Source organism: Aeromonas sp. s9, assembly GCF_040907765.1.
GTDB classification, from domain to species: domain Bacteria; phylum Pseudomonadota; class Gammaproteobacteria; order Enterobacterales; family Aeromonadaceae; genus Aeromonas; species Aeromonas caviae.
Map to the genome: position 1 here is coordinate 1 of NZ_JBFOCK010000028.1, position 21,251 is coordinate 21,251.

The 21,251-nt window shown below is 63.1% G+C and carries 18 protein-coding genes and 1 riboswitch; of the genes, 14 read left to right on the forward strand and 4 right to left on the reverse strand.

Annotation, left to right across the window (positions count from 1 at the left end; all coding sequences use genetic code 11):
- The first annotated feature begins 461 nt into the window (after positions 1–461).
- The 6 genes from AB5Y54_RS05210 (at position 462) to cbl (ending at position 6,240) form a co-directional block, all read left to right on the forward strand.
- Complete coding sequence (locus tag AB5Y54_RS05210; protein WP_201985533.1) at positions 462–1,463, forward strand: sulfate ABC transporter substrate-binding protein; 1,002 nt, start codon at positions 462–464, stop codon at positions 1,461–1,463.
- A gap of 39 nt (positions 1,464–1,502) precedes the next feature.
- Entirely contained in the window at positions 1,503–2,078 is a 576-nt protein-coding gene (locus AB5Y54_RS05215; protein WP_109112756.1) for an alpha/beta hydrolase, read from the forward strand.
- A gap of 269 nt (positions 2,079–2,347) precedes the next feature.
- Positions 2,348–3,187, forward strand: a complete 840-nt coding sequence (cysT, locus tag AB5Y54_RS05220; RefSeq protein ID WP_368153334.1) for a sulfate ABC transporter permease subunit CysT — start codon at positions 2,348–2,350, stop codon at positions 3,185–3,187.
- Positions 3,184–4,077 (forward strand): sulfate ABC transporter permease subunit CysW, encoded by an 894-nt coding sequence (cysW, locus tag AB5Y54_RS05225; RefSeq protein WP_010672826.1) that lies wholly within the window; start codon positions 3,184–3,186, stop codon positions 4,075–4,077. Before cysT ends, cysW begins: the two co-directional genes overlap by 4 nt.
- Before the next feature lie 31 nt (positions 4,078–4,108).
- Positions 4,109–5,176 carry a sulfate/molybdate ABC transporter ATP-binding protein gene (locus AB5Y54_RS05230; protein WP_010672827.1) on the forward strand — a complete coding sequence of 356 codons (1,068 nt, stop codon included), beginning with the start codon at positions 4,109–4,111 and terminating at the stop codon, positions 5,174–5,176.
- 116 nt (positions 5,177–5,292) lie between these two features.
- The gene (gene cbl / locus AB5Y54_RS05235; RefSeq protein WP_010672828.1) at positions 5,293–6,240 is read left to right on the forward strand and encodes an HTH-type transcriptional regulator Cbl; all 948 of its coding nucleotides are present in this window, start codon (positions 5,293–5,295) and stop codon (positions 6,238–6,240) included.
- 111 nt (positions 6,241–6,351) lie between these two features.
- Here the strand turns inward: cbl and gbpA are convergent, their stop codons facing one another.
- Positions 6,352–7,773: an N-acetylglucosamine-binding protein GbpA gene (gene gbpA, locus AB5Y54_RS05240; protein ID WP_128273634.1), complete on the reverse strand. Its 1,422-nt coding sequence runs from the start codon at positions 7,771–7,773 to the stop codon at positions 6,352–6,354.
- Between the two features lie 60 nt (positions 7,774–7,833).
- Positions 7,834–7,919, reverse strand: a riboswitch (cyclic di-GMP riboswitch).
- A gap of 229 nt (positions 7,920–8,148) precedes the next feature.
- Entirely contained in the window at positions 8,149–9,828 is a 1,680-nt protein-coding gene (locus AB5Y54_RS05245; protein ID WP_323925028.1) for a methyl-accepting chemotaxis protein, read from the reverse strand.
- Positions 9,829–10,123: 295 nt separating this feature from the next.
- Between AB5Y54_RS05245 and AB5Y54_RS05250 the strand changes: the two genes are divergently transcribed.
- From AB5Y54_RS05250 to AB5Y54_RS05280, 7 genes are all read left to right on the forward strand, one after another.
- Complete coding sequence (locus AB5Y54_RS05250) at positions 10,124–11,974, forward strand: M3 family metallopeptidase (RefSeq protein ID WP_368153335.1); 1,851 nt, start codon at positions 10,124–10,126, stop codon at positions 11,972–11,974.
- 399 nt (positions 11,975–12,373) lie between these two features.
- On the forward strand, positions 12,374–12,850 hold the full coding sequence (locus AB5Y54_RS05255) for a murein L,D-transpeptidase family protein (RefSeq protein ID WP_029313677.1): 477 nt from the start codon (positions 12,374–12,376) through the stop codon (positions 12,848–12,850).
- A gap of 121 nt (positions 12,851–12,971) precedes the next feature.
- Positions 12,972–13,685: an AzlC family ABC transporter permease gene (locus AB5Y54_RS05260; RefSeq protein ID WP_069652431.1), complete on the forward strand. Its 714-nt coding sequence runs from the start codon at positions 12,972–12,974 to the stop codon at positions 13,683–13,685.
- Between the two features lie 2 nt (positions 13,686–13,687).
- Positions 13,688–14,023: an AzlD domain-containing protein gene (locus AB5Y54_RS05265; protein WP_049635961.1), complete on the forward strand. Its 336-nt coding sequence runs from the start codon at positions 13,688–13,690 to the stop codon at positions 14,021–14,023.
- A 122-nt stretch (positions 14,024–14,145) separates the two neighbouring features.
- A complete protein-coding gene (locus tag AB5Y54_RS05270; RefSeq protein WP_368153336.1) occupies positions 14,146–15,672 on the forward strand; it encodes a YjjI family glycine radical enzyme in 1,527 nt (508 codons plus the stop codon).
- A 37-nt stretch (positions 15,673–15,709) separates the two neighbouring features.
- Positions 15,710–16,558 (forward strand): YjjW family glycine radical enzyme activase, encoded by an 849-nt coding sequence (locus AB5Y54_RS05275; protein ID WP_368153340.1) that lies wholly within the window; start codon positions 15,710–15,712, stop codon positions 16,556–16,558.
- A gap of 117 nt (positions 16,559–16,675) precedes the next feature.
- The gene (locus AB5Y54_RS05280; protein ID WP_010672837.1) at positions 16,676–16,999 is read left to right on the forward strand and encodes a DUF1820 family protein; all 324 of its coding nucleotides are present in this window, start codon (positions 16,676–16,678) and stop codon (positions 16,997–16,999) included.
- A 16-nt stretch (positions 17,000–17,015) separates the two neighbouring features.
- Here AB5Y54_RS05280 and AB5Y54_RS05285 read toward each other — a convergent pair whose 3' ends face one another.
- On the reverse strand, positions 17,016–17,948 hold the full coding sequence (locus AB5Y54_RS05285; RefSeq protein WP_201997284.1) for a LysR family transcriptional regulator: 933 nt from the start codon (positions 17,946–17,948) through the stop codon (positions 17,016–17,018).
- A gap of 58 nt (positions 17,949–18,006) precedes the next feature.
- Positions 18,007–19,203, reverse strand: coding sequence for an amino acid aminotransferase (locus AB5Y54_RS05290; RefSeq protein WP_109112889.1), 1,197 nt, complete (start codon positions 19,201–19,203; stop codon positions 18,007–18,009).
- 482 nt (positions 19,204–19,685) lie between these two features.
- Here AB5Y54_RS05290 and bcsG point away from each other — a divergent pair, with 482 nt between their 5' ends.
- Complete coding sequence (bcsG, locus tag AB5Y54_RS05295; RefSeq protein ID WP_368153341.1) at positions 19,686–21,242, forward strand: cellulose biosynthesis protein BcsG; 1,557 nt, start codon at positions 19,686–19,688, stop codon at positions 21,240–21,242.
- Positions 21,243–21,251: the final 9 nt, after the last annotated feature.

A 21,251-nucleotide genomic window follows, 5' to 3' on the forward strand; every position in this document is an offset into this window, starting at 1 on the left:
AGAATACCGGCCTGTCACGCCGGGGGTCGCGGGTTCGAGTCCCGTCCGCTCCGCCACTAAATTGAAAGGCCTTCCCTGACGGGAAGGCCTTTTTGTTTTCTGGCGTCTGGATAAGAGCTCAGGGAACAAGAGGCAACCGACGGGTCTGCCACTTGTCACGGACAACCCGCCTCTTCCCCCCTGTGGTGATTGCGTGTCTGGCATTGTCCCTTTACCCAGGGCTTACCCTTCGCTCTGGTTTGCCTTTGTTCCTCCATCTTTTCCCAACCCGGCCAATCGACCGGGCTTTGTCGTGTCTGGAGATGAGCATCGCAAGCACGCGAATACGCTCTGGCCGAGAGTGCCAGAGGACCATCGGGAGCTCATATGCGGATAAGAGATAAGCAAAGCGCTTTTTCTTTCTTCATGGAATATGCATAAGCGGGCATGCTGTACTCAACCCAACGATATGGAGTATCACCATGAAACTGCGAATGACCGCTCTCACCGTTCTCTCCCTGCTGGCTCTCGGTCAGGTCCAGGCCGCCGAGGTGCGCCTGCTGAATGTCTCCTATGACCCGACGCGGGAGCTGTTCCAGGAGTACAACAGTGCCTTTGCCAAGGAGTGGAAGGCCAAAACCGGCGACGATGTGGTGGTGAGCCAGTCACACGGTGGTTCAGGCAAACAGGCTCGTGCCGTGGTGGACGGACTGGAGGCTGATGTGGTCTCCCTGGCGCTGGCCTATGACGTGGATGCGGTGGCCAAGGCAGGTCTCACCGCCAGCGACTGGGAAGGGCGTTTGGCCAACAATGCCTCTCCCTATACCTCCACCATCGTCTTCCTGGTGCGCAAGGGGAATCCCAAGCAGATCAAGGATTGGGGCGACCTGGTGCGCAAGGATGTCGCTATCATCACCCCCAACCCAAAGACCTCCGGCGGGGCGCGCTGGAATTATCTGGCTGCCTGGGGCTATGCCATGAAGCAAAGCGGCACTGAAGAGGGCGCCAAACAGTTTGTCAGCGATCTGTTCAAGAATGTGAAGGTGCTGGACTCCGGGGCACGTGGCGCCACCACCAGCTTCATCGAACGCGGGCTCGGGGATGTGTTGCTGGCCTGGGAAAATGAAGCGTTGCTGGTGCTCAATCAGCCGGGCACCAGCGACAAGTTCGAACTGGTGGTGCCCTCGGTCTCCATCCTGGCCGAGCCGCCGGTAGCCGTGGTGGACAAGGTAGCCAAGAAGCATGGTACCGAGGCCGTCTCCAAGGCTTACCTCGAGTATCTCTACTCCGACGAAGGGCAGCGCATCATCGCCAAATACCACTATCGTCCGAGCAATCCGGCGATCCTGAAGGAGACTGCGGCCCAGTTCCCCAACCTGACGCTCTTCACTGTCAAGGATCTGGAAGGAGATTGGGACAAGGCACAGAAGAAGCACTTCGCCCAGGGCGGATCGTTTGACCAGATTTACCAACCGGGCCGCTAAGAGACACAGGCCCCTGTAACAACAGATAGGAGTACCACGATGAACAAGGTCCTTCTGGTTCCCGGTCTGCACAACAGTGGGCCGGATCACTGGCAGAGCCGCTGGCACCAGCAATTTCCCCAGTGGCAGAGAATGATGGGTCTGCCCTGGGACAAGCCGGATCTCACGGTCTGGAGCGCCAAGCTGGCGAGCAAGCTCAGGAGCCGGCGCAGCCGGGTCCACCTGGTCGCCCACTCCTTCGGCGCTCTGACGGCCATCGCTGCCGCCAGACTGCAACCAGACAAGGTCTCTTCCATCTTCATCGTTGCCCCTGCCGATCCTGCCCGTTTCGGTATCCCGGATGAGGTGTTGGCGGGGTCCATCAAGGTCTCTGCCCAGTTGATCGCCAGCCGCAATGACCCCTGGATGAGTTTCGAGCGGGCAGAGTTCTGGAGCCGGCAGTGGCAGGTGCCCTTGTTCGATGCGGGGGAGGTGGGCCATATCAATGCCCAGTCCGGCCATGGGGAGTGGCACCAGGGGCTCGCTTTGCTCGGCACCCTATACCGCCGTGCCGAAATGGTGGTGGAGCCTGCTCCTGCCGAGTGGGGCAAGCAGGCTGCACTCAGTTTTCGATGAGGGCGCCTCGGATTGTCTCGGCACGATTTCCAGACAGGCTGGCAACTTGGCCAGCGTGACTGACTTTGCATGTTCCCGGTTTTACCGCTCCGTCTTTTAGGTCTTTTATTTATATAAAAGACCTTTTTTTATGCTTATCGCTCTAAAAGCCTTGTTCCACCATTGTTAGATAAAAAAGTGCTTAGCAAAGGCATTATTGGTGTTTGTTGTCCCTGGCCGCCGTGAGCAAAATCGTCACATCCAAAGTATTTATAACAAACGGATGTGTTATGCGATTAAGTTCTTATTCCGTCCTGCCAGGCTTGGGGCCAACGCTGGGCTTCAGTCTGCTCTATCTGGGCATATTGGTGCTGCTGCCGCTCTCGGCACTGGTGCTGTTTGCGGTGAACAACCTGAGCGCCGCCGAGTTCTGGCAGGTGATCGGCTCCCCCCGGGTGCTCGCCTCCTTTCGCCTGAGCTTTGGCGCCGCCTTCATTGCCGCCCTGCTCAACAGTCTGTTCGGTCTGATACTGGCCTGGGTACTGGTGCGCTATACCTTCCCCGGCCGCAGACTGGTGGATGCGCTGATCGACCTGCCCTTTGCCATGCCGACTGCCGTCTCCGGCATCGCCCTGTGCGCCATCTTTGCCCCCAACGGCTGGATTGGCCAATGGGTCGCTCTGCTGGGCATCGAGCTTGCCTACAACCCCATAGGGGTGGTCATTGCCCTGACCTTTATCGGGCTGCCCTTTGTGGTGCGTACCCTGCAGCCGGTGCTGCGGGAAGCGGAGAGCGAGCAAGAGGAGGCGGCCGCGAGCCTGGGTGCCAACCGCTGGCAGACCTTCATCCGGGTACTGTGGCCGACCCTGGTACCTGCGCTGCTCACCGGTTTTGCCCTGGCGTTTGCTCGCGGCGTGGGGGAGTACGGCTCTGTCATCTTCATTGCCGGCAACCTCCCCATGGTGTCCGAGATTGCCCCCCTGATGATCATGAGTCACCTGGAGGAGTATGACTACGCCGGTGCATCGGCCATTGCGTCCGTCATGCTGCTCATTTCCTTTGTGCTGCTGTTGCTCATCAACAAGTTGCAAGCCTGGAGCTGGGCTCGCATCGGAGGAAGCCGTATATGAACGCCTCTACTGCACATCTCGATCAGGCCCAGGAGTCCGCTCCGGCCACCCCGGCGCGTCATCCCCCGGTGACCCATGAACCGGTCTGGGTTAAATGGCTGCTGGTCACCGTCGGTCTGGGCTGGTTTGCCGCCTTGCTGCTGTTGCCGCTGGCCACCGTTTTCATCCAGGCGCTGAGCCCGGGTCTGGCCTTCTTCTGGCACGCCATCAGCGAGCCGGATGCCCTGAGCGCCCTGGGGCTGACCGCCCTGGTGACGCTCTGCTCGGTGCCCCTGAACCTGCTGTTCGGGCTGGCCGCCGCCTGGGCCATCGCCCGGTTCCGCTTCCCTGGCCGGCAACTGCTTATCACCCTCATCGATCTGCCGTTCTCGGTCTCGCCGGTCATCGCGGGCTTGATGTTCGTGCTGCTGTTCGGCAGTCGCGGCTGGTTTGGCGAGTGGCTCAGCGAGCACGACATCAAGATCATTTTCGCTACCCCGGGGATCATCCTGGCGACCACCTTCATCACTGTGCCCTTCGTGGTACGCGAGCTGCTGCCCCAGATGGAGGCGCGGGGCCCGGAGGAAGAGGAGGCCGCCATCATGCTGGGGGCGAGTGGGTTGCAGATGTTCTGGCGGGTGACCCTGCCCGGCATCCGCTGGAGTCTGATGTATGGTCTGCTGCTCTGTACCGCCCGGGCGGTGGGGGAGTTTGGCGCTGTCTCCGTGGTTTCCGGCCACATTCGCGGCCAGACCAACACGCTGCCGCTGCACATCGAGATCCTTTACAACGAGTACCAGACCGGTGCCGCCTTCGCGGTGGCCAGCCTGCTGGCGCTGTTCGGGATCTTCACCCTGCTGGGTGAGACCCTGCTGGCCAGGCTGCGCGGCCAACCGACCCAGTCCCATTGATCCCGAATTAACGGTTATAGGAGAGGCATTCATGAGCATTCAGGTTCAAGGGCTCAACAAGCATTTCAATCAGTACGCGGCGCTGGCCGACATCAACCTCGATTTTCACGACGGTGAGCTGGTCGCCCTGCTCGGCCCCTCCGGCTGCGGCAAGACCACCTTGCTGCGGATCATCGCCGGGCTGGAGCAGGCGGACAGTGGCAGCGTCATCATCCGCGGCGAGGATGCCTCGGATCTCCATGTGCGCGAGCGCAACGTTGGCTTCGTGTTCCAGCACTACGCCCTGTTTCGCCACATGACGGTATTCGAGAACGTGGCCTTTGGCCTGAGGGTCAAGCCGCGCAGCGAACGCCCGGACGAGGCGGCCATCCGCACCCGGGTCAAGGAGCTGCTGGATCTGGTGCAGCTCAGCCACGTCGCGGCACGCTACCCGACCCAGCTCTCCGGTGGTCAACGCCAGCGGGTCGCCCTGGCCCGGGCCCTGGCGGTGCAGCCCAAGGTGCTGCTGCTGGACGAGCCTTTCGGCGCCCTCGATGCCCAGGTGCGCAAGGAGCTGCGCCGCTGGCTGCGTGAGCTTCACGACGAGCTGCATGTCACCAGTCTGTTTGTGACCCACGATCAGGAAGAGGCCCTGGAGGTGGCGGATCGGGTGGTGCTGATGAACGCCGGCAAGGTAGAGCAGATTGGCACCCCTGCCGAAGTGTATGATCAGCCCGCCAGTGCCTTCGTGCACAGCTTCCTTGGCAGCGTGAACCTGTTTCGTGGCAGGGTGGCCGGGCAGGGGCTCGGCATCGGTGAACAGCAACTGGGTGGCCCCATCCCCTCCCATCTGGCAGAAGGGAGTGCGGCCATTGCCTATGTGCGCCCCCACGAGCTGGAGATCCTGCCCTCGGATGCCCCCGGTGGCATTCGCGCCACCATTACCCGCCTGCTGCCCATGGGGCCGCGCATCCGGGTGGAACTGCGTGGCGATGGGGAGACGGGAGGCGCCCACTACGAGGCCGAACTGAGCAAGGAGGCCGCCCGCGCTTTTGCTCCCGGCCAGGGGGTGCGCCTGGTGGCCAGGCAGGCACAGCTCTATCCCGACTACCAGATCTGAGGGCAAGCCGCGAGGTGCGGCCCTCTGTCAGGCTTGCTGCCGGGCCATGATCCCGGCAATCCATAACAAGAGGACGGTGGCACGAGCCACCGCCACTCAGCGCAGGAGGCGATGAGGTGAACTTTCAGCAATTGCGAATCATTCGGGAGGCGGCACGACGGGATTACAACCTGACCGACGTGGCCAATGCCCTCTTTACTTCCCAGTCCGGGGTCAGCCGCCACATTCGCGAGTTGGAGGAGGAGCTGGGGCTCGCCCTTTTCATTCGCTATGGCAAGCGTCTGCTCGGTATGACCGAGCCGGGCAAGGAGTTGCTGGTGATCGCCGAGCGTATCCTGGGGGATGCCGACAACATCCGCAAACTGGCGAGCACCTTTGCCAATCGCGACTCGGGCCGGCTGCTCATCGCGACCACTCATACCCAGGCCCGTTATGCCCTGCCGAGGGTAGTGAAGGCGTTTCGGGAGCAATTTCCCCTGGTACAGCTGGAGCTGCGTCAGGGGAGCCCGGAGGAGATAGTGCGGCTGGTGCAGACCGGTGAGGTGGACATCGGCATCAGCAGCGAGCAGCTCGACAAGAGCGAAGGGGTGGTGGCCTTTCCCTACTACCGCTGGCACCACAATATCGTCGTGCCGGAGCAGCACCCCCTCACCGCCGAGCGGGAGCTGACCCTGGCCGCACTGGCCCACTGGCCCATCGTCACCTATCAGGCCGGCCTCACCGGTCGGGCACGGGTGGATGATGCCTTTGCCGAGGCGGGCATAGTGCCGCAGATCCTGCTGACCGCCCAGGACTCCGACGTCATCAAGACCTATGTCGAGTTGGAGATGGGGGTGGGCATACTGGCGGACATGGCGTTCGATTCCCAGCGGGACAAGGGACTGGTGCAACTGGACGGCAGTCGGTTGTTTGCGCCGCACACCGCCTGGATCGGCCTCAAGCAGGGGCAGTTCCAGCACAACTTTGCCTGGCAGTTCATCCAGCTCTGCAACCCCGAGCTGGCGCTGGCGGAGATCCAGGCCCGTGCCATGAGCAACGAGCCCCTGCTCGATTACCAGATTTGAACCGAGGGGTGGATGAAAAACGGGGAGCCATGGGCTCCCCGTTTGTTTGATGTTGACCTGATCTGGCACGGGAAACGCCGAGCGGGTTCTCGCCAGGTCGGAGACGTCCCATCACTGCGCTGTCCAGGCCTCCTGCCAGTGGGAGCCTACGCCCGGTTCATACTGGGTGGCCGTGCTCGCCCACTGGCTGCACCAGCCGCTGTAGGGGAAGGGTTTGCACTGATAGACCTTGCCGTTCTTCGGCTGCAGCACCCGGGTTCCGGCGGTGTAGGACTTGAGGCCGTCCGGGAAGGTGAACTGGTAATCGCCCCCGCTTGCCGGATCCTTGAACATGAGGTCCAGGGTCTGCTGCACCGCGTCACCACCGGCCTTGGGTTTGCCCTCGATCACCAGCTGATGGTGGCCTGCACTCAAGCCGGTCAGCGCCATGGAGAAACTCTGGCTGCCGTCCTTGATGTCGGCACTGCTCTGTCCCCTGGCGACACCGCCGTGGTCATAGAGGGTGTTGGTGATGGCGAGATCCCCCTGGGCCGTGACGGTGAAAGTCAGGGTGAGCTTGCCGTTGTCGAGCGTGTAGTCGCTCGCCAGACCGCTCACGCTGATCCCGTTCTCCACCGGGGGCTGCTGTTGCTCAAGCTGGATCTCGACCCGTTGCAGGTTGCTGCCAGCCTTGAGGTAGACCGGGTTCTGGCCATAGACGGGGTTGAACTGGCCGTCCGTGCCTTGCTGGCCCGCACGGATCTGGCTCTGCTCGGCGTTGATCTTGCTCGCCAGGGCGTGGGCCCAGTTGTTCTTCTGGCCCTGCCCGGCGCTGGCGATGGTCAGCTCGGTCTGGAGATCGGTGCGCTCGCCATTGGCATCGAACACCCGGGTTCTGGCTTTGTCACCCGCCACCAGGTCGATGGAGGGATAGATGGTCCCTCCCTGGCTCCAGGTCAGCGGGGGCTGGGTGCCATCCTTGAACCGGGCGTCGATCAGGTTGTAGAAGCTGTTGGCGGTATCCCCTACCTCCCACACCCCGAGAATGACCTGATAACCGGTACGTGCGGGCAGGGTGCACTGATGGGTCACCTGTTTGGGGGGCTGCACCATGTTGCCCTCGATGACGCAGAAGGGATTGAGATCGAACGCATCCCGGGTGAGGGGCTGGTTCGGGTTCCAGTCCTGCTTGGTGAGGTAGTAGCGCCAGTTGCGGGTCACGTGGTTGGCAGTGAAGGTCCAGCTGATGGCGAAGGGACCGGCCTGCACCTCACGTTTGGTCCAGCGATCGAGGGTTTGGGTGTTGAGCTCGCCGAATTGGGGGTGACCGGCCGAGGCTATCTGGCCGTCGGCGGGGCCGCCATCGGGGAAGCCGGAGGGGGCTTCCAGGCTCTGGGGTTCCCACTGGATGGCGCCACACTGGCTGTTGCCCCCTGTCTTGCACAGGTAGTTGCGCCCTTCGGGCTGGCTGATGTAGCCGTGAGCGAGCACGCCGCCACTGGCCAGCAGCGCCAGCGCTGCCGCGAGATGGGTGAGTCGGATATTTGCTGCCATACATTCCTCTGTTCGGTGATGTGGGCAGTCACGTTGGCAGGGGAGTTCCCCGAAACACGGTGCTGCAACCCCGCTATCCTGGACAGCTTGTCTTTAGACCGGAGGCTTTGCGTCCTGGCCTTTCAACCAGTTTGCCAAATGACTACAGAAAGGATCATGGTGCCGCCTGTGGCGACCACTCATCATGACTATATTTTGTTAAAAAATTAAGTGTAAAAATTGACAGTGCCATCTCATCGGAGCAGCGCATCAGCGGCAGATCACTCCATCGGGATCTGCGCGCTGGTTCAGTGCGAGAGGGTGGCCCGGGAGAGGCTCCAGTGGCCATGACAGGTAAGGAGCCCCTGCAAGCCTGGCAGGGGCTCACGGGGCCACTCAGTGGCGGGGTTGCATGCCTGCTCGGGAAGAGGACGCCTGGGTCGGTCGCATCATCCTGTCCTGGGCTTGGGCGTTGTCCAGCTTGAACACCGCCAGTCGCTCGTCGAGGCTTCGGGAGAGACCGGCCAGCAGTTCGCTCTCCTGGGCCAACTGGGAGGCCGCCTGGGACATCTCTAGTGCCGAGTCGTTGATGCCGCTGACGTTGCGGTTCATGTCTTCCGCCACCATGCTCTGCTGCTCCGCCGCCGTGGCGATCTGGGTCGCCATGTCACTCACGTGCTGGATGTGATTGACGATGAGGGAGAGATCCTGCCCCGCCTTCTCGGACTGGTTGACGCTGCTCTCCGCCAGCTTGCGGCTGGCGTCCATGGCGTTGGCGGCGGTGACAGCCCGTTGCTGCAACTGGGTGATGGTACCCTGGATCTCCTCGGTGGAGTGGCGGGTGCGACTGGCCAGCTGGCGCACCTCGTCGGCCACCACGGCGAAGCCACGACCCTGCTCGCCGGCCCGGGCCGCCTCGATGGCGGCGTTGAGGGCCAGCAGGTTGGTCTGCTCCGAGATGGCGCTGATGACCGCCGTCACCTCGCTTATCTGCATCACTCCCTCCTTGAGCTGGTTGACCTGCGAGGTGGCCTGATCCACCTCGGTGGCCAGCGCCTGGATGCCGTGCACGCTGGCATGGACATCCTGGTTGCCGAGCCCGGCCTCGCTGGTGGCATCCTGGGTGTCGCGGGCCGTATTCTCGGCGTGACCCGCCACGTCGGCGATGGTGGCGCTCATCTCGTTCATGGCGGTGGCGAGCTGGGCGAGCTGATCCCGCTGACTGTTGACCGCCTGGTTGGTCTGTTCGGCGGAGGCTGCGATGCGCAGGGCGGCATCCGCCACGTTGCGGGCCCCCTGGCTTACCTCCAGCAGGGCGCGGCGGATGGCATCCAGCCCCTGGTTGGTGGAGCTGGCGACGGCGCCGAGCTCATCTCTGCCCAGCACCGGGATGCTGACCACCAGATCGCCAGCTGCGACCCGGGCCATGGCCTTGTTGATCTCGGCCAGGGGATTGACGATGGAGCGGCTGATGGCGAGTCCCAGCAGCCCCATCAACAGGATCACCAGCAAGGTGGCGCCACCCATCCACTCATATTGGGACCACATGGTGGCCTCAATGTCCTGCAACAACACACCGGAGCCCAGGATCCAGCCCCAGGGCTGGTAGCCCGTCACCAGCGACATCTTCTGGGCCGCCTCGCCGGACGGGGAGACCCACTGATACTCCAGCCTGCCCTGGTGGCCGCCCTTGCCGAGATCCACCATGTGCTGCCAGTGGGACTCGGCAGGGTTGTTGCCCATCTGCTGGCCGACCAGCTCGGGTTTGGCGGGATGCACCACCACCCGACGATCTTCATCCAGCACGAACAGGTAGTTGTCCCCGTCAAAGCGCATGCTGTCGAGCATGGCCTTGGCCTGTGCCTTGGCCTGCTCCGGGGGGAGGGTGGCGGCCAGGGCCTGGATCCGGCTCATGGCCAGGTCCAGCACCGCCTGCAGCCTGGCTTCCCGTTCACTCATCAGATTGCGGTGCAGGGCACTGGCCGAGATGAGCAGCAGTGCGATGAAGCCGACCAGGGCCAGTGAGAGCAGCAGCATCAGTTTGCGACTCACGGCAATATCACCGAGCTTGAACATAGTCTTATCCTTACTTTCCCATGCGGGTCTGATTGTGGCCGTTCTAGCGGCCGGACCTGATTATTGTTGTTTTTAACATTCCATTAACTTTCAATGGGTTGCGATGAAAAACAGCCAATTGAGCAGTTTGACAACCAGTATAGCCAGCAGACAGAAACCCTCGCTTTTGATAGCGTGATGGCGCGCATCCCGGCGCACAATTTGTCTGCTCCATTTGCAAGAAGTGTGAATGGGTTGGCATTTCACCAAAAAGGAGTGGGCGCCCCCGTGGTTGCCCCATAACAAGAGGGAAGTTATGAGTTCCATTGCCAGGAATTATCTCAACCAGCTCAATGCCGATTACCTGCAGGTGCACAGACGCAAGGAGGACCTGTTCTGGTCCACCTACATGGGCACCAGCGACGATCAGGCAGGCTTCACCGCGGCCGAACAGGCCTACAAGGCGTTCTGTGCCGATCCTGCCCGCCTGCCCGTGCTGCGGGAGATGCATGCCCAGGCCGAAGAGGCGGATCTCAGGCGCGGCCTGGGGGGCTGGATCGCCTTCTTCGAGTGCAACGTCATCGAAGATCCCGCTGCCTCCGCCCTGATGGACGAGCTGGTGGCCGCCGAGGCGGATCTCTTCGCCCGTCGCAAGGGGCTGAAGCTCACCTTGCTGGATGAGCAGGGCCGCCAGGTCCCCGGCAGCCTGCCCGCTGCCAGCACGGCGCTGGCCGCCAGCAGCGACGAGGCGGTGCGCCAGAGCGCGCTCGCCATGTTCCACACCCTGGAGCAGTGGGTGGTCGACAACGGCTATCTTGACATCGTCGCGCTGCGCAACCGCTTCGCCCGTGCCATGGGTTATCGCGACTACTTCGATTACAAGGTGCACAAGAACGAGCAGATGAGCCCGGAGCAGCTGTTTGCCATTCTCGACGACTTCATCGCCCGTACCGATGCCCGCTTGCACCAGAGTCTGGCGGAGCTGAAAGCGGCCAAGGGGGACGCAGCCCTGCTGCCCCAGAACCTGCGCTACAGCGTGAGCGGCGACGTGACCCGCCAGCTCGACCCTTACGTGCCCTTCTCCCGGGCGCTGAAGGATTGGGTCGAGAGCTTCCGCCGGCTCGGCATCCAGTATCGCGGTGCCACCCTCACCCTGGATCTGCTGACCCGGGAGGGAAAATACGAGAACGGCTTCTGTCATGGCCCGGTGCCGAGCTTCTGGCAGGAAGGGGAGTGGGTGCCGGCGGTGGTCAATTTCACCAGCCTGGCCAATCCGGCCCAGGTGGGCAGCGGCTGGAGCGGGCTCAACACCTTGTTCCATGAGGGCGGCCACGCGGCGCACTTTGCCAACGTCACCGGCAACGCCCCCTGCTTCTCCCAGGAGTTTCCGCCCACCTCCATGGCCTATGCCGAGACCCAGTCCATGTTCTGCGACAGCCTGCTGGACGATGCGGACTGGCTCAAGCGCTATGCCAGAAACGCGGCGGGAGAACCCATCCCCGATGCGCTTATCCAGGCCATGATTGAAGCGCGCCAGCCATTTCGCGCCTTCAACGAGCGCCAGATTGCGCTGGTGGCCTACTTCGAGCGGGATCTCTACGCCATGGCAGAGAGCGAGCGCACCCCGGCCGCCGTGCTGGCCCTGGCCCGCAAGTGGGAGCGCAAGATCCTGGGGGTGGAGAGCCCGCGCCCGCTGCTGGCCATCCCGCACCTTCTGAACCAGGAGTCGGCCTGCGCCTATCACGGCTATCTGCTGGCGCTGATGGCGGTGGAGCAGACCCGCGCCTACTTCTTGAAACGCGACGGCTACCTCACCGACAACCCGCGCATCGGACCGGATCTGGCCGCCCACTACTGGGGACCGGGCAACGGCATGACCCATGACGAGACACTGCAGAGCCTCACCGGCGAGGGTTTCAGTGCGGTGCCGCTGGCAGAGGCGTGCAACCGGAGTGCCGCCGAGGCGTGGCAACAGGCACAGACGTGCATGGCGGCGGCGCGGCAGCGCCCACCGGCAGGGGAGGGGACGCCCCTCGACGCCCATATCCGGGTGGTGCACGGGGCCGAGCTTATCGCCGACAACAGCGAGTCCGAGGCGCGCATGCTGGCAGAGTTCGAGGCCTGGATCCGGCGCCTTGAGACCGCCGAACCAGTGACCGAGGCCTGAGCCCGGTGTTGCACCGTCAAAAGAGCCCCATCAGGGGCTCTTTTCTTGTGCGTTGAGATGGCCTGACCCCATGGTGCCAGCCGGGGATTGGCGGGTGGACAGGCTCAAGTGTCCCTGGCGGCGCTGCCCGCTGGTTTTTCTTCCAGCGCCATCTTCCTGGCCTTGACGACCTGCGCTGAGGTGCCCGGTAGCAGGCAAGAGACGACGCCCAGCCCTTGGCAGGGCCTCTGCATGGCGGGTTGACGGCCATTTCCCCCTGCTGGCCACAGATATGTTTCTCCCGATATATTGAGTATTCACGGCGATCCCATATCATGGCGCTCGCTCGCCACCAGAGAGTGGCGACATTCAGATGATTTGCTAACAAGAGAGCCCAGAAGGCTCGCAGAGGGATGGATAGTGAGAGCCGTATTGCTGTGTTTGCTGGGGCTGTGGCCCGCATTGAGTTTTGCCACTCTGTCCGCCGATATGGTGGTGGTGAAGAAGTCGAGTTACAGCCTGACCCTGATGAAGGATGGCAAGGAAGTGAAGCGCTACTGGATTGCCCTGGGCCCGGCTCCCAAAGGACACAAGCAGCGTGAGGGGGATCAGCGTACCCCGGAAGGTCGCTATACCCTGGACTACAAGAAGAGCAACTCCGGTTTCTACAAGGCCATTCACATCAACTACCCGAATCTGGACGACATCAAGCGCGCCAACGAGCTGGGTGTGAACCCGGGCGGCATGATCATGATCCACGGCCAGCGCAACAGTCTGGGGGATCGCAGGGTGCAGCCGTCCAACTGGACCAATGGCTGCATTGCGGTGCTGAACCACGAGATGGACGAGATCTGGAACGCCATCGAGCCCGGCACTCCCATCATCATCGAGCCCTGATCCCGCCTGCCAACGCCCGCTTTCATGCGGGCGTTGCATTTGTCGCAGACCATGACGTGACACTGCCTCCTGCGCCGTGCTAGTTTTCCCGGTTCGCATTGGCTGTGACAAGGATGATCCCATGATGTCGGAAACCCGCCCCCCTGTGCCCGAGCGCACGGGGGCGCTCTGGTGGCGCGCCACTCTGGATATGCTCCCGCTCTCCATTTCCGTCATCCCCTGGGGAATACTGTGTGGCGCCCTGGCGCTTCAGGCGGGTATGAGCCCGCTCCAGGCACAGCTGATGTCGCTGCTGGTCTATGCGGGGGCGGCCCAGCTCTCGGCCACCACCTTGTTCGGGGCGGGGACGCCGCTGCTGCCCATCATGGGCTCCACCATGGTGATCACCTCCCAGCATCTGCTCTATGGCTTCACCTTCCGGCGCGACGTGCTGCCGCTCTCCCTGCGCTGGCGGGCCAGTCTCGCCTTCTTCCTGACCGACGAGATGTTTGCGGTGGCGCTGAAAGACAGGGAGCGCAGCGGCGCCTTCAATCCCGCCTATGCGCTCATCGCGGGCTTTGTCTTCTATCTGTTCTGGAACCTGGCGACCCTGCTCGGCATCGCCGCCGGCCAGTACATTGACGGGCTGGACAAGATGGGGCTGGATTTTGCCATCGCCGCCACCTTTATCGCCATGACGCTCCCCGCCATGAAGAACCTGCCCATGGTGGCGGCCACCCTGGTGAGCGGCGGGACGGCGCTCGTCACCAAGCCGCTGCTGGCGGAGATCCACATCATCGTCTCGGCCCTGGCCGGCATGGTGGTGGGCTATGTGCTGCACCGGATGAGGAGGTGATCATGGGCTGGCTGATGATAGGGCTGCTGGCTCTGATCACTTTCTTCAACCGTTTTGCCTTCTTCTCGCGGTTGACCCGCTATCAGCCGGGGGCCGAAATGGGGGCTTTCCTCAGCTTCTCGGCCCAGTCGGTGCTGACCGCCATCTGGCTGCCCATCGTCTTCAGCTATGAGCCCGGCCGCGGGCTGGACTGGGATCCGGACTACCTGGCCGCCACCCTGCTGGTGACGGTGTTGACCCTGCTGCGCCTGCCTACCCTGGTGGTGGTGGTCGTCGGCATGGGGGGCTTCTTCCTGCTGCGCTGGCTGGGGGGCGTGGCCCTGTTCTGGCCCTGGTGAAGGATGTGCCGTGATCCTGCATGGCGGATGTCTTGATGGGATATCCGCCCTGTTGGGAATGTCACTTCAAAAAAGGCCTCTCAAGTGTGAGGATTTTGGTTCCACCCGCCACGGAGTGAACCATGTCCTTCACCGAAACCTGCCAGCGCATCGTGCGCGACCCCCTGCTGTCACCGGCCCAGAAGAGCCACGCCCTGGCGCTCGCCGCCGAAAACGCGTTGCCTTACCCCGAGTTGCCTGCCGCCGTGCAGGATGCCATGGCACAAGGGGTGCTGTGCGACATGTTCGAGGGACACGCTCCCCACAAACCGCGCTATGTGCTGCCGGATTACGAGCGGTTTCTGCGCCAGGGCTCGGCCTGGCTGGAGCTGGCGCCACCCCTGGACTTCGACGAGGCCCTCGATGCCCTGCGCACCCTCTACCATCACGTGCCCTCCGTCACCGGCATGCCGGTCTGGCTGGGACGGCTCGATCAGCTGCTGCTCCCCTTTGTCGGCGAGCTGGATGACGAGACTCTCTACCGCAAGCTGAAAGGGTTCTGGATCTATCTGGACCGGGTGCTGCCGGATGCCTTCATGCACGTCAACATTGGTCCCGACGACAACCGGATCTGCCGTCTGATCCTGCGCATCGACAACGAGCTCAAGCAGGTGGCCCCCAACCTCACTTTCTTTCACGATCCGGAGCAGACTCCCGACGATCTGCTGCTGCTGGCGGTGAAGAATATCGCCGAGTGCAGCAAGCCGCATATCGCCAACTACCCGGTCCATCGCGATACCTTCGACCAGCATGGGTTTGGCATCGTCAGCTGCTACAACGCCCTGCCGCAGGCCGGTGGCGCCAACACCCTGGTGCGCATCTCCCTCAAGCGAGTCGCCGAGCAGGCACAGGGGATCGATGATTTCCTCGGCTGTCTGCTGCCCCACTACTGCCGTCTCACGTCCCAGCTGATCGCGGTGCGCGCCGCTTTCCTGCACGAGGAGTCCGGTTTCTTCGACAGCTTCCTGGTCAAGGAGGGACTGCTGGATGAGGAGCGCTTCGTCCCCATGTTCGGCATCTACGGCATGGCGGAAGCGGTCAACATCTTGATGGATAAAGAGAATCTGCCTGGCCGCTACGGTCACGACGAAGAGGCGAACCAGCTTGGCTATCGCATCTCGGCCCAGCTTTCGAAATATGTTACTGCGACGCCGCAGGCCCATGCCTGGGGTGGGCACGCTCTGCTGCACTCACAGGGCGGCCTCAGCATCGATGTGGCGGTGACCCCGGGGGTACGCATTCCCTACGGGCAGGAGCCGGATCCGGCCAGTCATGTGCTGGCGCTGGCGCCGCACCACGGCTACTACCACTCGGGGATCAGCGAGATCCTGACTCTGGAGCCCACCATCCGCCAGAATCCGCAGGCGCTGCTGCAGCTCTGCAAGGGAGCGCTCGCCATCGGCATGCGCGAGTTCACCGCCAACGTGGCCGACAGCGATCTGGTTCGGGTGACCGGCTACATGATCCGCAAGAGCGACGTGGCCCGCTTCGCAGAGGGGGGCTCGCGGTTGCAGACCACCTGTCTTGGTGCCGAGGCGAGTGATGTGACCGCTATTCGCCAGCGGGCACCGCGGGTGGTGGCCATCGAGACCCTCTTGAATGAGCACTGAGAACGGCAGGCAGAAGGGGGTCGAGCTCAGGGCGACGGTGAGCCGCTGGCTGCCCTTCTCCTGCGTAGACGGGCCGGGCAATCGGCTGGTCTTGTTTCTGCAAGGGTGCAACTTCCGCTGCCCCGGCTGCCACAACCCCCACACCATGGGGTTGTGCGTTCACTGCGGTGACTGCGTGCCCGGTTGCCCGGGCGGAGCCCTGGCGATGCAGGAGGGGCGGGTGAGCTGGCAAGCCGAGCTCTGTACCCACTGCGACCGTTGCCTCGATGTCTGCCCTCGCCACGCCAGCCCCAAGACGCGCCAGATGTCGGTGGCCGAGGTGCTGGCCCTGCTGCGCCGTTATGGCCCGCTGCTCACCGGCATCACCGTCTCCGGCGGGGAGGCGACCACCCAGTTGCCCTTCGTGATCGCCCTGTTCACGGCCATCAAGGCTGCGCCGGATCTGGCCCGTCTCACCTGCCTGCTCGACAGCAACGGATCCCTGGGTGAAACGGGTTGGCAGCGGCTGTTGCCGGTGCTGGACGGCGCCATGATAGACCTCAAGGGGTGGCACGAGCCCGTGCATCTGGCCCTGACCGGGCGGGGCCGCGAGCGGGTGCTGGTATCGCTGCAACTGCTGGCGCAGGCGGGCAAGCTGGCGGAGGTGCGGCTGCTGATGGTGCCGGGGCGGAGCGATTTTCTCGATGCCACTGGCGCGCTGGAGGAGGCGTTGACGACCTTTTTGCTGTCGCTGGGGCCCGTGCCCATCCGCCTCAACAGTTTTCGCCACCACGGGGTGCGAGGGGAGGCGCTGTCATGGCCAGAAGCCGGGACGGCTGATCTGACAGTGCTTGCCAACGCATTGAAGGCCAAGGGGTTTGGGTCGGTGATGCTGCCTGCGATCTGAGCTCTGCGGCACGTAGGGATGCTGTGACCCGATATGACGCAACTGTGAACTCTGTCTATAGGGGCTGTCCGAGGGGACGGCTAGAATGGGCAAACCGTCCATCACCAACAGATACCCATGAGTGAATCCAACGCCCTTTATCGAGTGCAGTTCATTTGTCACAGCGAGCGTTACGAAGTCTATGTAAGAGAGGTGAATCAGGGCCAGCTGTTCGGGTTCATCGAGATCGCCCACTTCGTGTGGGACAACCACACGGCGCTTATCGTCGACCCCAGCCACGAGAAGCTGAAGAGCGAATTTGCCGACGTCACCCGCACCCTTATTCCCATGCACCACGTGCTGCGGGTCGATCAGGTGCGCAAGCAGGGGGCCGCCCGCATCACCGAGCTGGGCAACAACGTCACCTCTTTCCCAGGCCCCATCTATACCAAGAAGCCCTAATTCCTGCGGCCAGGCATCATTTTGGGGCGTCCAGCTCCCGGGCCAGTTGCAGGATGCGCTGACGGAACCAGCGCAGGGCGGGATCTTCCCCCAGGGGGCCATACCACACCAGGCTGTGGGTCACGGCGCCGTAATCGAAGGGGACAGGGCGGCTCACCATCCCCTGGGTACAAGCCCGGGTAGCCCAGCCCTTCACGGCCGTGAGAATGAGATCGCTCTGGCGCAGCAGGGCGGCGGCGCTGCCAAAATCCGGCAGGGTGGCCCCCAGTCTGCGCCGTACCTGGCGCTGGGCCAGACTCTGCTCGAAGAAGGGATCGGCCAGCTCCTGATCGCGAATGGCGATGTGGCGCCAGCTCAGGTAGGCATCGAGATCCCAGGGATGCGTCAACGCCGGATGATCCGCGCGCATCAGGCAGACCAGCTCATCCTCCCGCAAGGTTTCCCAGACGAGGCCGGGCTGATTGACCCCGGGCTGGCTCTGATCGTGGGGCAGGATCACGAAGTCGAGCTTGCCCGCCGCCAGAGCAGCCAGTCCCTGCTCGTCCTTGTTACGCACGACGGGCATCAGCCCCGGCACCTCCTGCAGCAACTGACCCAGTACGGCCCCCATGGGCCAGATCATGCTGCTCTCCCGCATCGCCAGGTTCAGCTCCCCCTGCCAGTTGGCAGGGGCAAATCCTTCCTGGCTGGTGAGGCCGTTGAGCTCTCCCAGCAGGCGGCGCAGCGTCGGGCCGAGGCGTTCGGCAAACGGGGTCAGCAGCAACTGATTGCCCTGGCGGTAGAGCAGTTGATCCCCCAGCAGTTCGCGCAACTGGTTGAGGGTCTTGCTGACGGTGGAGGGGGTGGTGCAGAGGCGCTCGGCGCTGCGGGTGACACTGCGGGTGTCGAGCAGCAGATGCAGGGTCACCAGGTGGCGACCGCCGAGGCGGGAGAGGGCAATGAGATCCATCACGGTTCCACGGGCAAGGGGACAAACGAAAAGCCCCGCCTGAGCGGGGCTTGCGGGCTTAGCCCTTGAGCACAGCGGCCATGGCGTCGGCCACGTAGTCGACGTTGCGGCTGTTGAGGCCCGCCACGCACATGCGGCCGGAGCGCACCAGATAGACGGCGAACTCTTCCCGCAGGCGGTCCACTTGCTCCGGCGTGAAGCCGGTGTAGCTGAACATGCCGCGCTGGTTGATGAAGTAGCCAAAATCGCGGCCCGGCACTTTGGCACTCAGCACCTCGAACAGCTTCTGGCGCATGGCCTTGATGCGGGTGCGCATCTCGGTCACCTCACCGACCCACATGGCGTGCAGTTCGGGCTGGCTCATCACCGCCGCGGTGATCTGACCGCCGTGGGTGGGGGGGCTGGAGTAGTTGCGGCGCACGGTGGCCTTCATCTGGCCGAGCACCCGGCTTGCCTCTTCGGCATCCTGGCAGATGACCGACAGGCCGCCGCAGCGCTCGCCGTAGAAGGAGAGGTTCTTGGAGAAGGAGTTGCTGACGAAGAAGCTGACACCGGCGGCCACCATGGCGCGGATGGCATAGGCATCCTCTTCCAGCCCGTCACCGAAGCCCTGATAGGCGATGTCCATGAAGGGGATCAGGTTCTTCTCGACCACCAAGGCGATCACCTGGTCCCACTGGGCACGGGAGAGATCCACCCCGGTCGGGTTGTGGCAGCAGGGGTGCAGCAGCACGATGCTTTTCGCAGGCAGGCTGCTCAGGCAGTCGATCATGGCGTCGAACTGCACGCCGCCGGTGGCCGCATCGTAATAGGGGTAGTCGTGCACCTTGATGCCGGCCCCCTCGAACATCGCCTTGTGGTTGTCCCAGGTGGGATTGCTGACCCACACCTCGGAGGTCGGGAAGTAGCGCTTGAGCAGATCGGCACCGATCTTCAGGGCGCCGGAGCCGCCGATGGTCTGGATGGTGGCGATGCGACCCGCCTTGACCGCTTCGTGCTCGGCGCCAAACAGCAGGTGCTGCACCGCAGTGCGGTAGTTGGCGGCGCCTTCCATCGGCTGGTAGGGGCGCGGGGCCGGGGCGGCGGCGCGCTGCGCTTCGGCCTGCTGCACCGACGGCAGCAGCGGAATGCGGCCCTGCTCGTCGTAATAGAGGCCAATCCCCAGGTTCACCTTCTGCTCGCGGGTATCTTTATGGAAGGTCTCGACTAGCGTCAGTATGGGGTCGCCAGCATAGGCATCGACGTGTTCAAACATGGGGGGTCCTTGAAGTTGACTGTCCAATTCGGCCGGCCATCAGCCGGGCCGATATGATGGCGCAATCCAGAGGTGGCCTCAAGTTGTTCGAGATGGCGACAGGGCTGACAAAGTCTGTCGCAGTGGTAAGCGCGGGGCCCTTGCCAGGATCCTGCATCCCGTCTGCACGTTCCCCCCATTTTGTCAGAGAAGGCTGCCTTATCGGGATCGTTTGGATAATATATGGATACATACGGCCCCTCTCATTCCCCTTACACCCATCCGGGGGAGTCAGGTTCAGCGCCACCTGAGACAAATTAATAGTTGCATAATAGTCAGGCTATTCTTTTGACAACCATTGCAGTGTGCCCGGCCCCTTCGGGGGGCCCACGATAACAGGTGACTCATCGCGGATGACCTGACACGTTTCTGATGCCGATTCTCCCTGGCTGGACTGGCATGGCCTGGGTGGCTGGAATGTCTATTTTCTTGCCAAGTTCGCCCTGCTCTGGGGGGGATATCTCAACTTCCACCCCCTGATCAACCTGGTGTTTGCCGCCTTCCTGATCTTTCCCCTGCAAAGGGCCGGGTGGCGCCGTGCGCGGCACTGGCTGGCGTTGCCGGTAGGGGCGGGGATCTTCTATCACGATACCTGGTTGCCGGGGATAGAGAGCATTCGTGCCCAGGGCAGCCAGGTCTTCTCCTTCACCCTGGATTACTGGGCGGAGTTGCTCGGGCGTTTCATTAATTGGGAGATGGTCGGCGCGGGGTTCGTGCTGCTGACACTCTATCTGTTCATCGCCCAGTGGCTGCGCTTCACCCCCTGGATCCTGCTGGCGCTGCTCTGGCTCTGGGTCTCGCCCCAGGTGAGCAATCCCTTCGCGAGCAGCAAGGGGGCGAGCGAGCATGCCCTGAACACGTCCCGGGAGGAGACCCGCTCTTCAGTGCTGCCCATGGAGGAGCAGCTTGACCAGAGTGCCCCGCCGACCAACGAGAACCTCAACGCCTATCTCGATGACTTCTATCGGGAGGAGCAGGAGAGACTGGCGCACTTCACGGAGAGCCTGCCAGCCCAGGCGACCCCCTTCGATGTGCTCATCATCAATGTCTGCTCCCTGGCCTGGCGTGACGTGGAGGCGAGCGGCCTGAGCGGGCATCCGGTCTGGTCCCACTTCGACATTCGCTTCAACCGCTTCAACTCCGCCACCTCCTACAGCGGCCCGAGCTCCATTCGCCTGCTGCGGGCCAGTTGCGGGCAGACCAGCCACCAGGGGCTCTATGTGACGGCGCCGAAGCAATGCCTGCTGTTCGAGAACCTGGCCCAGCTCGGCTTTGCCAAACAGGTGGCCATGGATCACTCGGGGGATTTTGGCAACTACCTGACCGGCCTGCAGCAGTATGCCGGGCTGGATGTGACTCCCATGGACAGGAAGGGGTTGGCCCATGACCTCGCCTCCTTCGATGGCGAGCCCATCTATCGCGGGGATGCCCTGTTCGGCCGTTGGCTGAACGAGCGGACACAGAGTCAGGCGGCACGCAACGTCACCTTCTTCAACCTCATCGCCCTGCACGATGGCAACCGCTATGTGGCGAGCCGCCAGATAGCGCCCTACAAGGCGAGGCTCAAGACCCTGCTGGATCAGCTGGACGACTTCATGACGACGCTGGAGCAATCCGGCCGCAAGGTGGCCGTGGTGATGGTGCCTGAGCACGGCGCAGCTCTCACCGGCGACAAGATGCAGATGGCCGGGCTGCGGGACATTCCCAGTCCGAGCATCACCCAGGTGCCGGTGGGGGTTGCCCTGCTCGGTACCAAGGCGCCCCACGAGGCGACCCGCAACGTGGACACCCCCAGCAGCTTCCTGGCGGTATCAGAACTGGTCTCCAGGCTGGTGGGGAAGGATGTGTTCGGGAGCGAGACCATTGATTGGGATGCCCTGCTGGGCGATCTGCCGCAGACCCCGTCGGTGTCCGAGAACCAGGGCTCGGTGGTGATCGAATATCAGGGCAAGTACCACATCAAGCTGGGGCAGGGGGACTGGGTCCCCTATCCCCAATGAGACCGGAAG

Excerpts from the sequence above, each read along its gene's own strand:
- AB5Y54_RS05210 (WP_201985533.1), top strand. The coding sequence starts at position 462 with ATGAAACTGCGAATGACCGCTCTCACCGTTCTCTCCCTGCTGGCTCTC.
- AB5Y54_RS05215 (WP_109112756.1), top strand. The coding sequence starts at position 1,503 with ATGAACAAGGTCCTTCTGGTTCCCGGTCTGCACAACAGTGGGCCGGAT.
- cysT (WP_368153334.1), top strand. The coding sequence starts at position 2,348 with ATGCGATTAAGTTCTTATTCCGTCCTGCCAGGCTTGGGGCCAACGCTG.
- cysW (WP_010672826.1), top strand. The coding sequence starts at position 3,184 with ATGAACGCCTCTACTGCACATCTCGATCAGGCCCAGGAGTCCGCTCCG.
- AB5Y54_RS05230 (WP_010672827.1), top strand. The coding sequence starts at position 4,109 with ATGAGCATTCAGGTTCAAGGGCTCAACAAGCATTTCAATCAGTACGCG.
- gbpA (WP_128273634.1), bottom strand. The coding sequence starts at position 7,773 with ATGGCAGCAAATATCCGACTCACCCATCTCGCGGCAGCGCTGGCGCTG.
- AB5Y54_RS05245 (WP_323925028.1), bottom strand. The coding sequence starts at position 9,828 with ATGTTCAAGCTCGGTGATATTGCCGTGAGTCGCAAACTGATGCTGCTG.
- AB5Y54_RS05250 (WP_368153335.1), top strand. The coding sequence starts at position 10,124 with ATGAGTTCCATTGCCAGGAATTATCTCAACCAGCTCAATGCCGATTAC.
- AB5Y54_RS05260 (WP_069652431.1), top strand. The coding sequence starts at position 12,972 with ATGATGTCGGAAACCCGCCCCCCTGTGCCCGAGCGCACGGGGGCGCTC.
- AB5Y54_RS05265 (WP_049635961.1), top strand. The coding sequence starts at position 13,688 with ATGGGCTGGCTGATGATAGGGCTGCTGGCTCTGATCACTTTCTTCAAC.
- AB5Y54_RS05270 (WP_368153336.1), top strand. The coding sequence starts at position 14,146 with ATGTCCTTCACCGAAACCTGCCAGCGCATCGTGCGCGACCCCCTGCTG.
- AB5Y54_RS05280 (WP_010672837.1), top strand. The coding sequence starts at position 16,676 with ATGAGTGAATCCAACGCCCTTTATCGAGTGCAGTTCATTTGTCACAGC.
- AB5Y54_RS05285 (WP_201997284.1), bottom strand. The coding sequence starts at position 17,948 with ATGGATCTCATTGCCCTCTCCCGCCTCGGCGGTCGCCACCTGGTGACC.
- AB5Y54_RS05290 (WP_109112889.1), bottom strand. The coding sequence starts at position 19,203 with ATGTTTGAACACGTCGATGCCTATGCTGGCGACCCCATACTGACGCTA.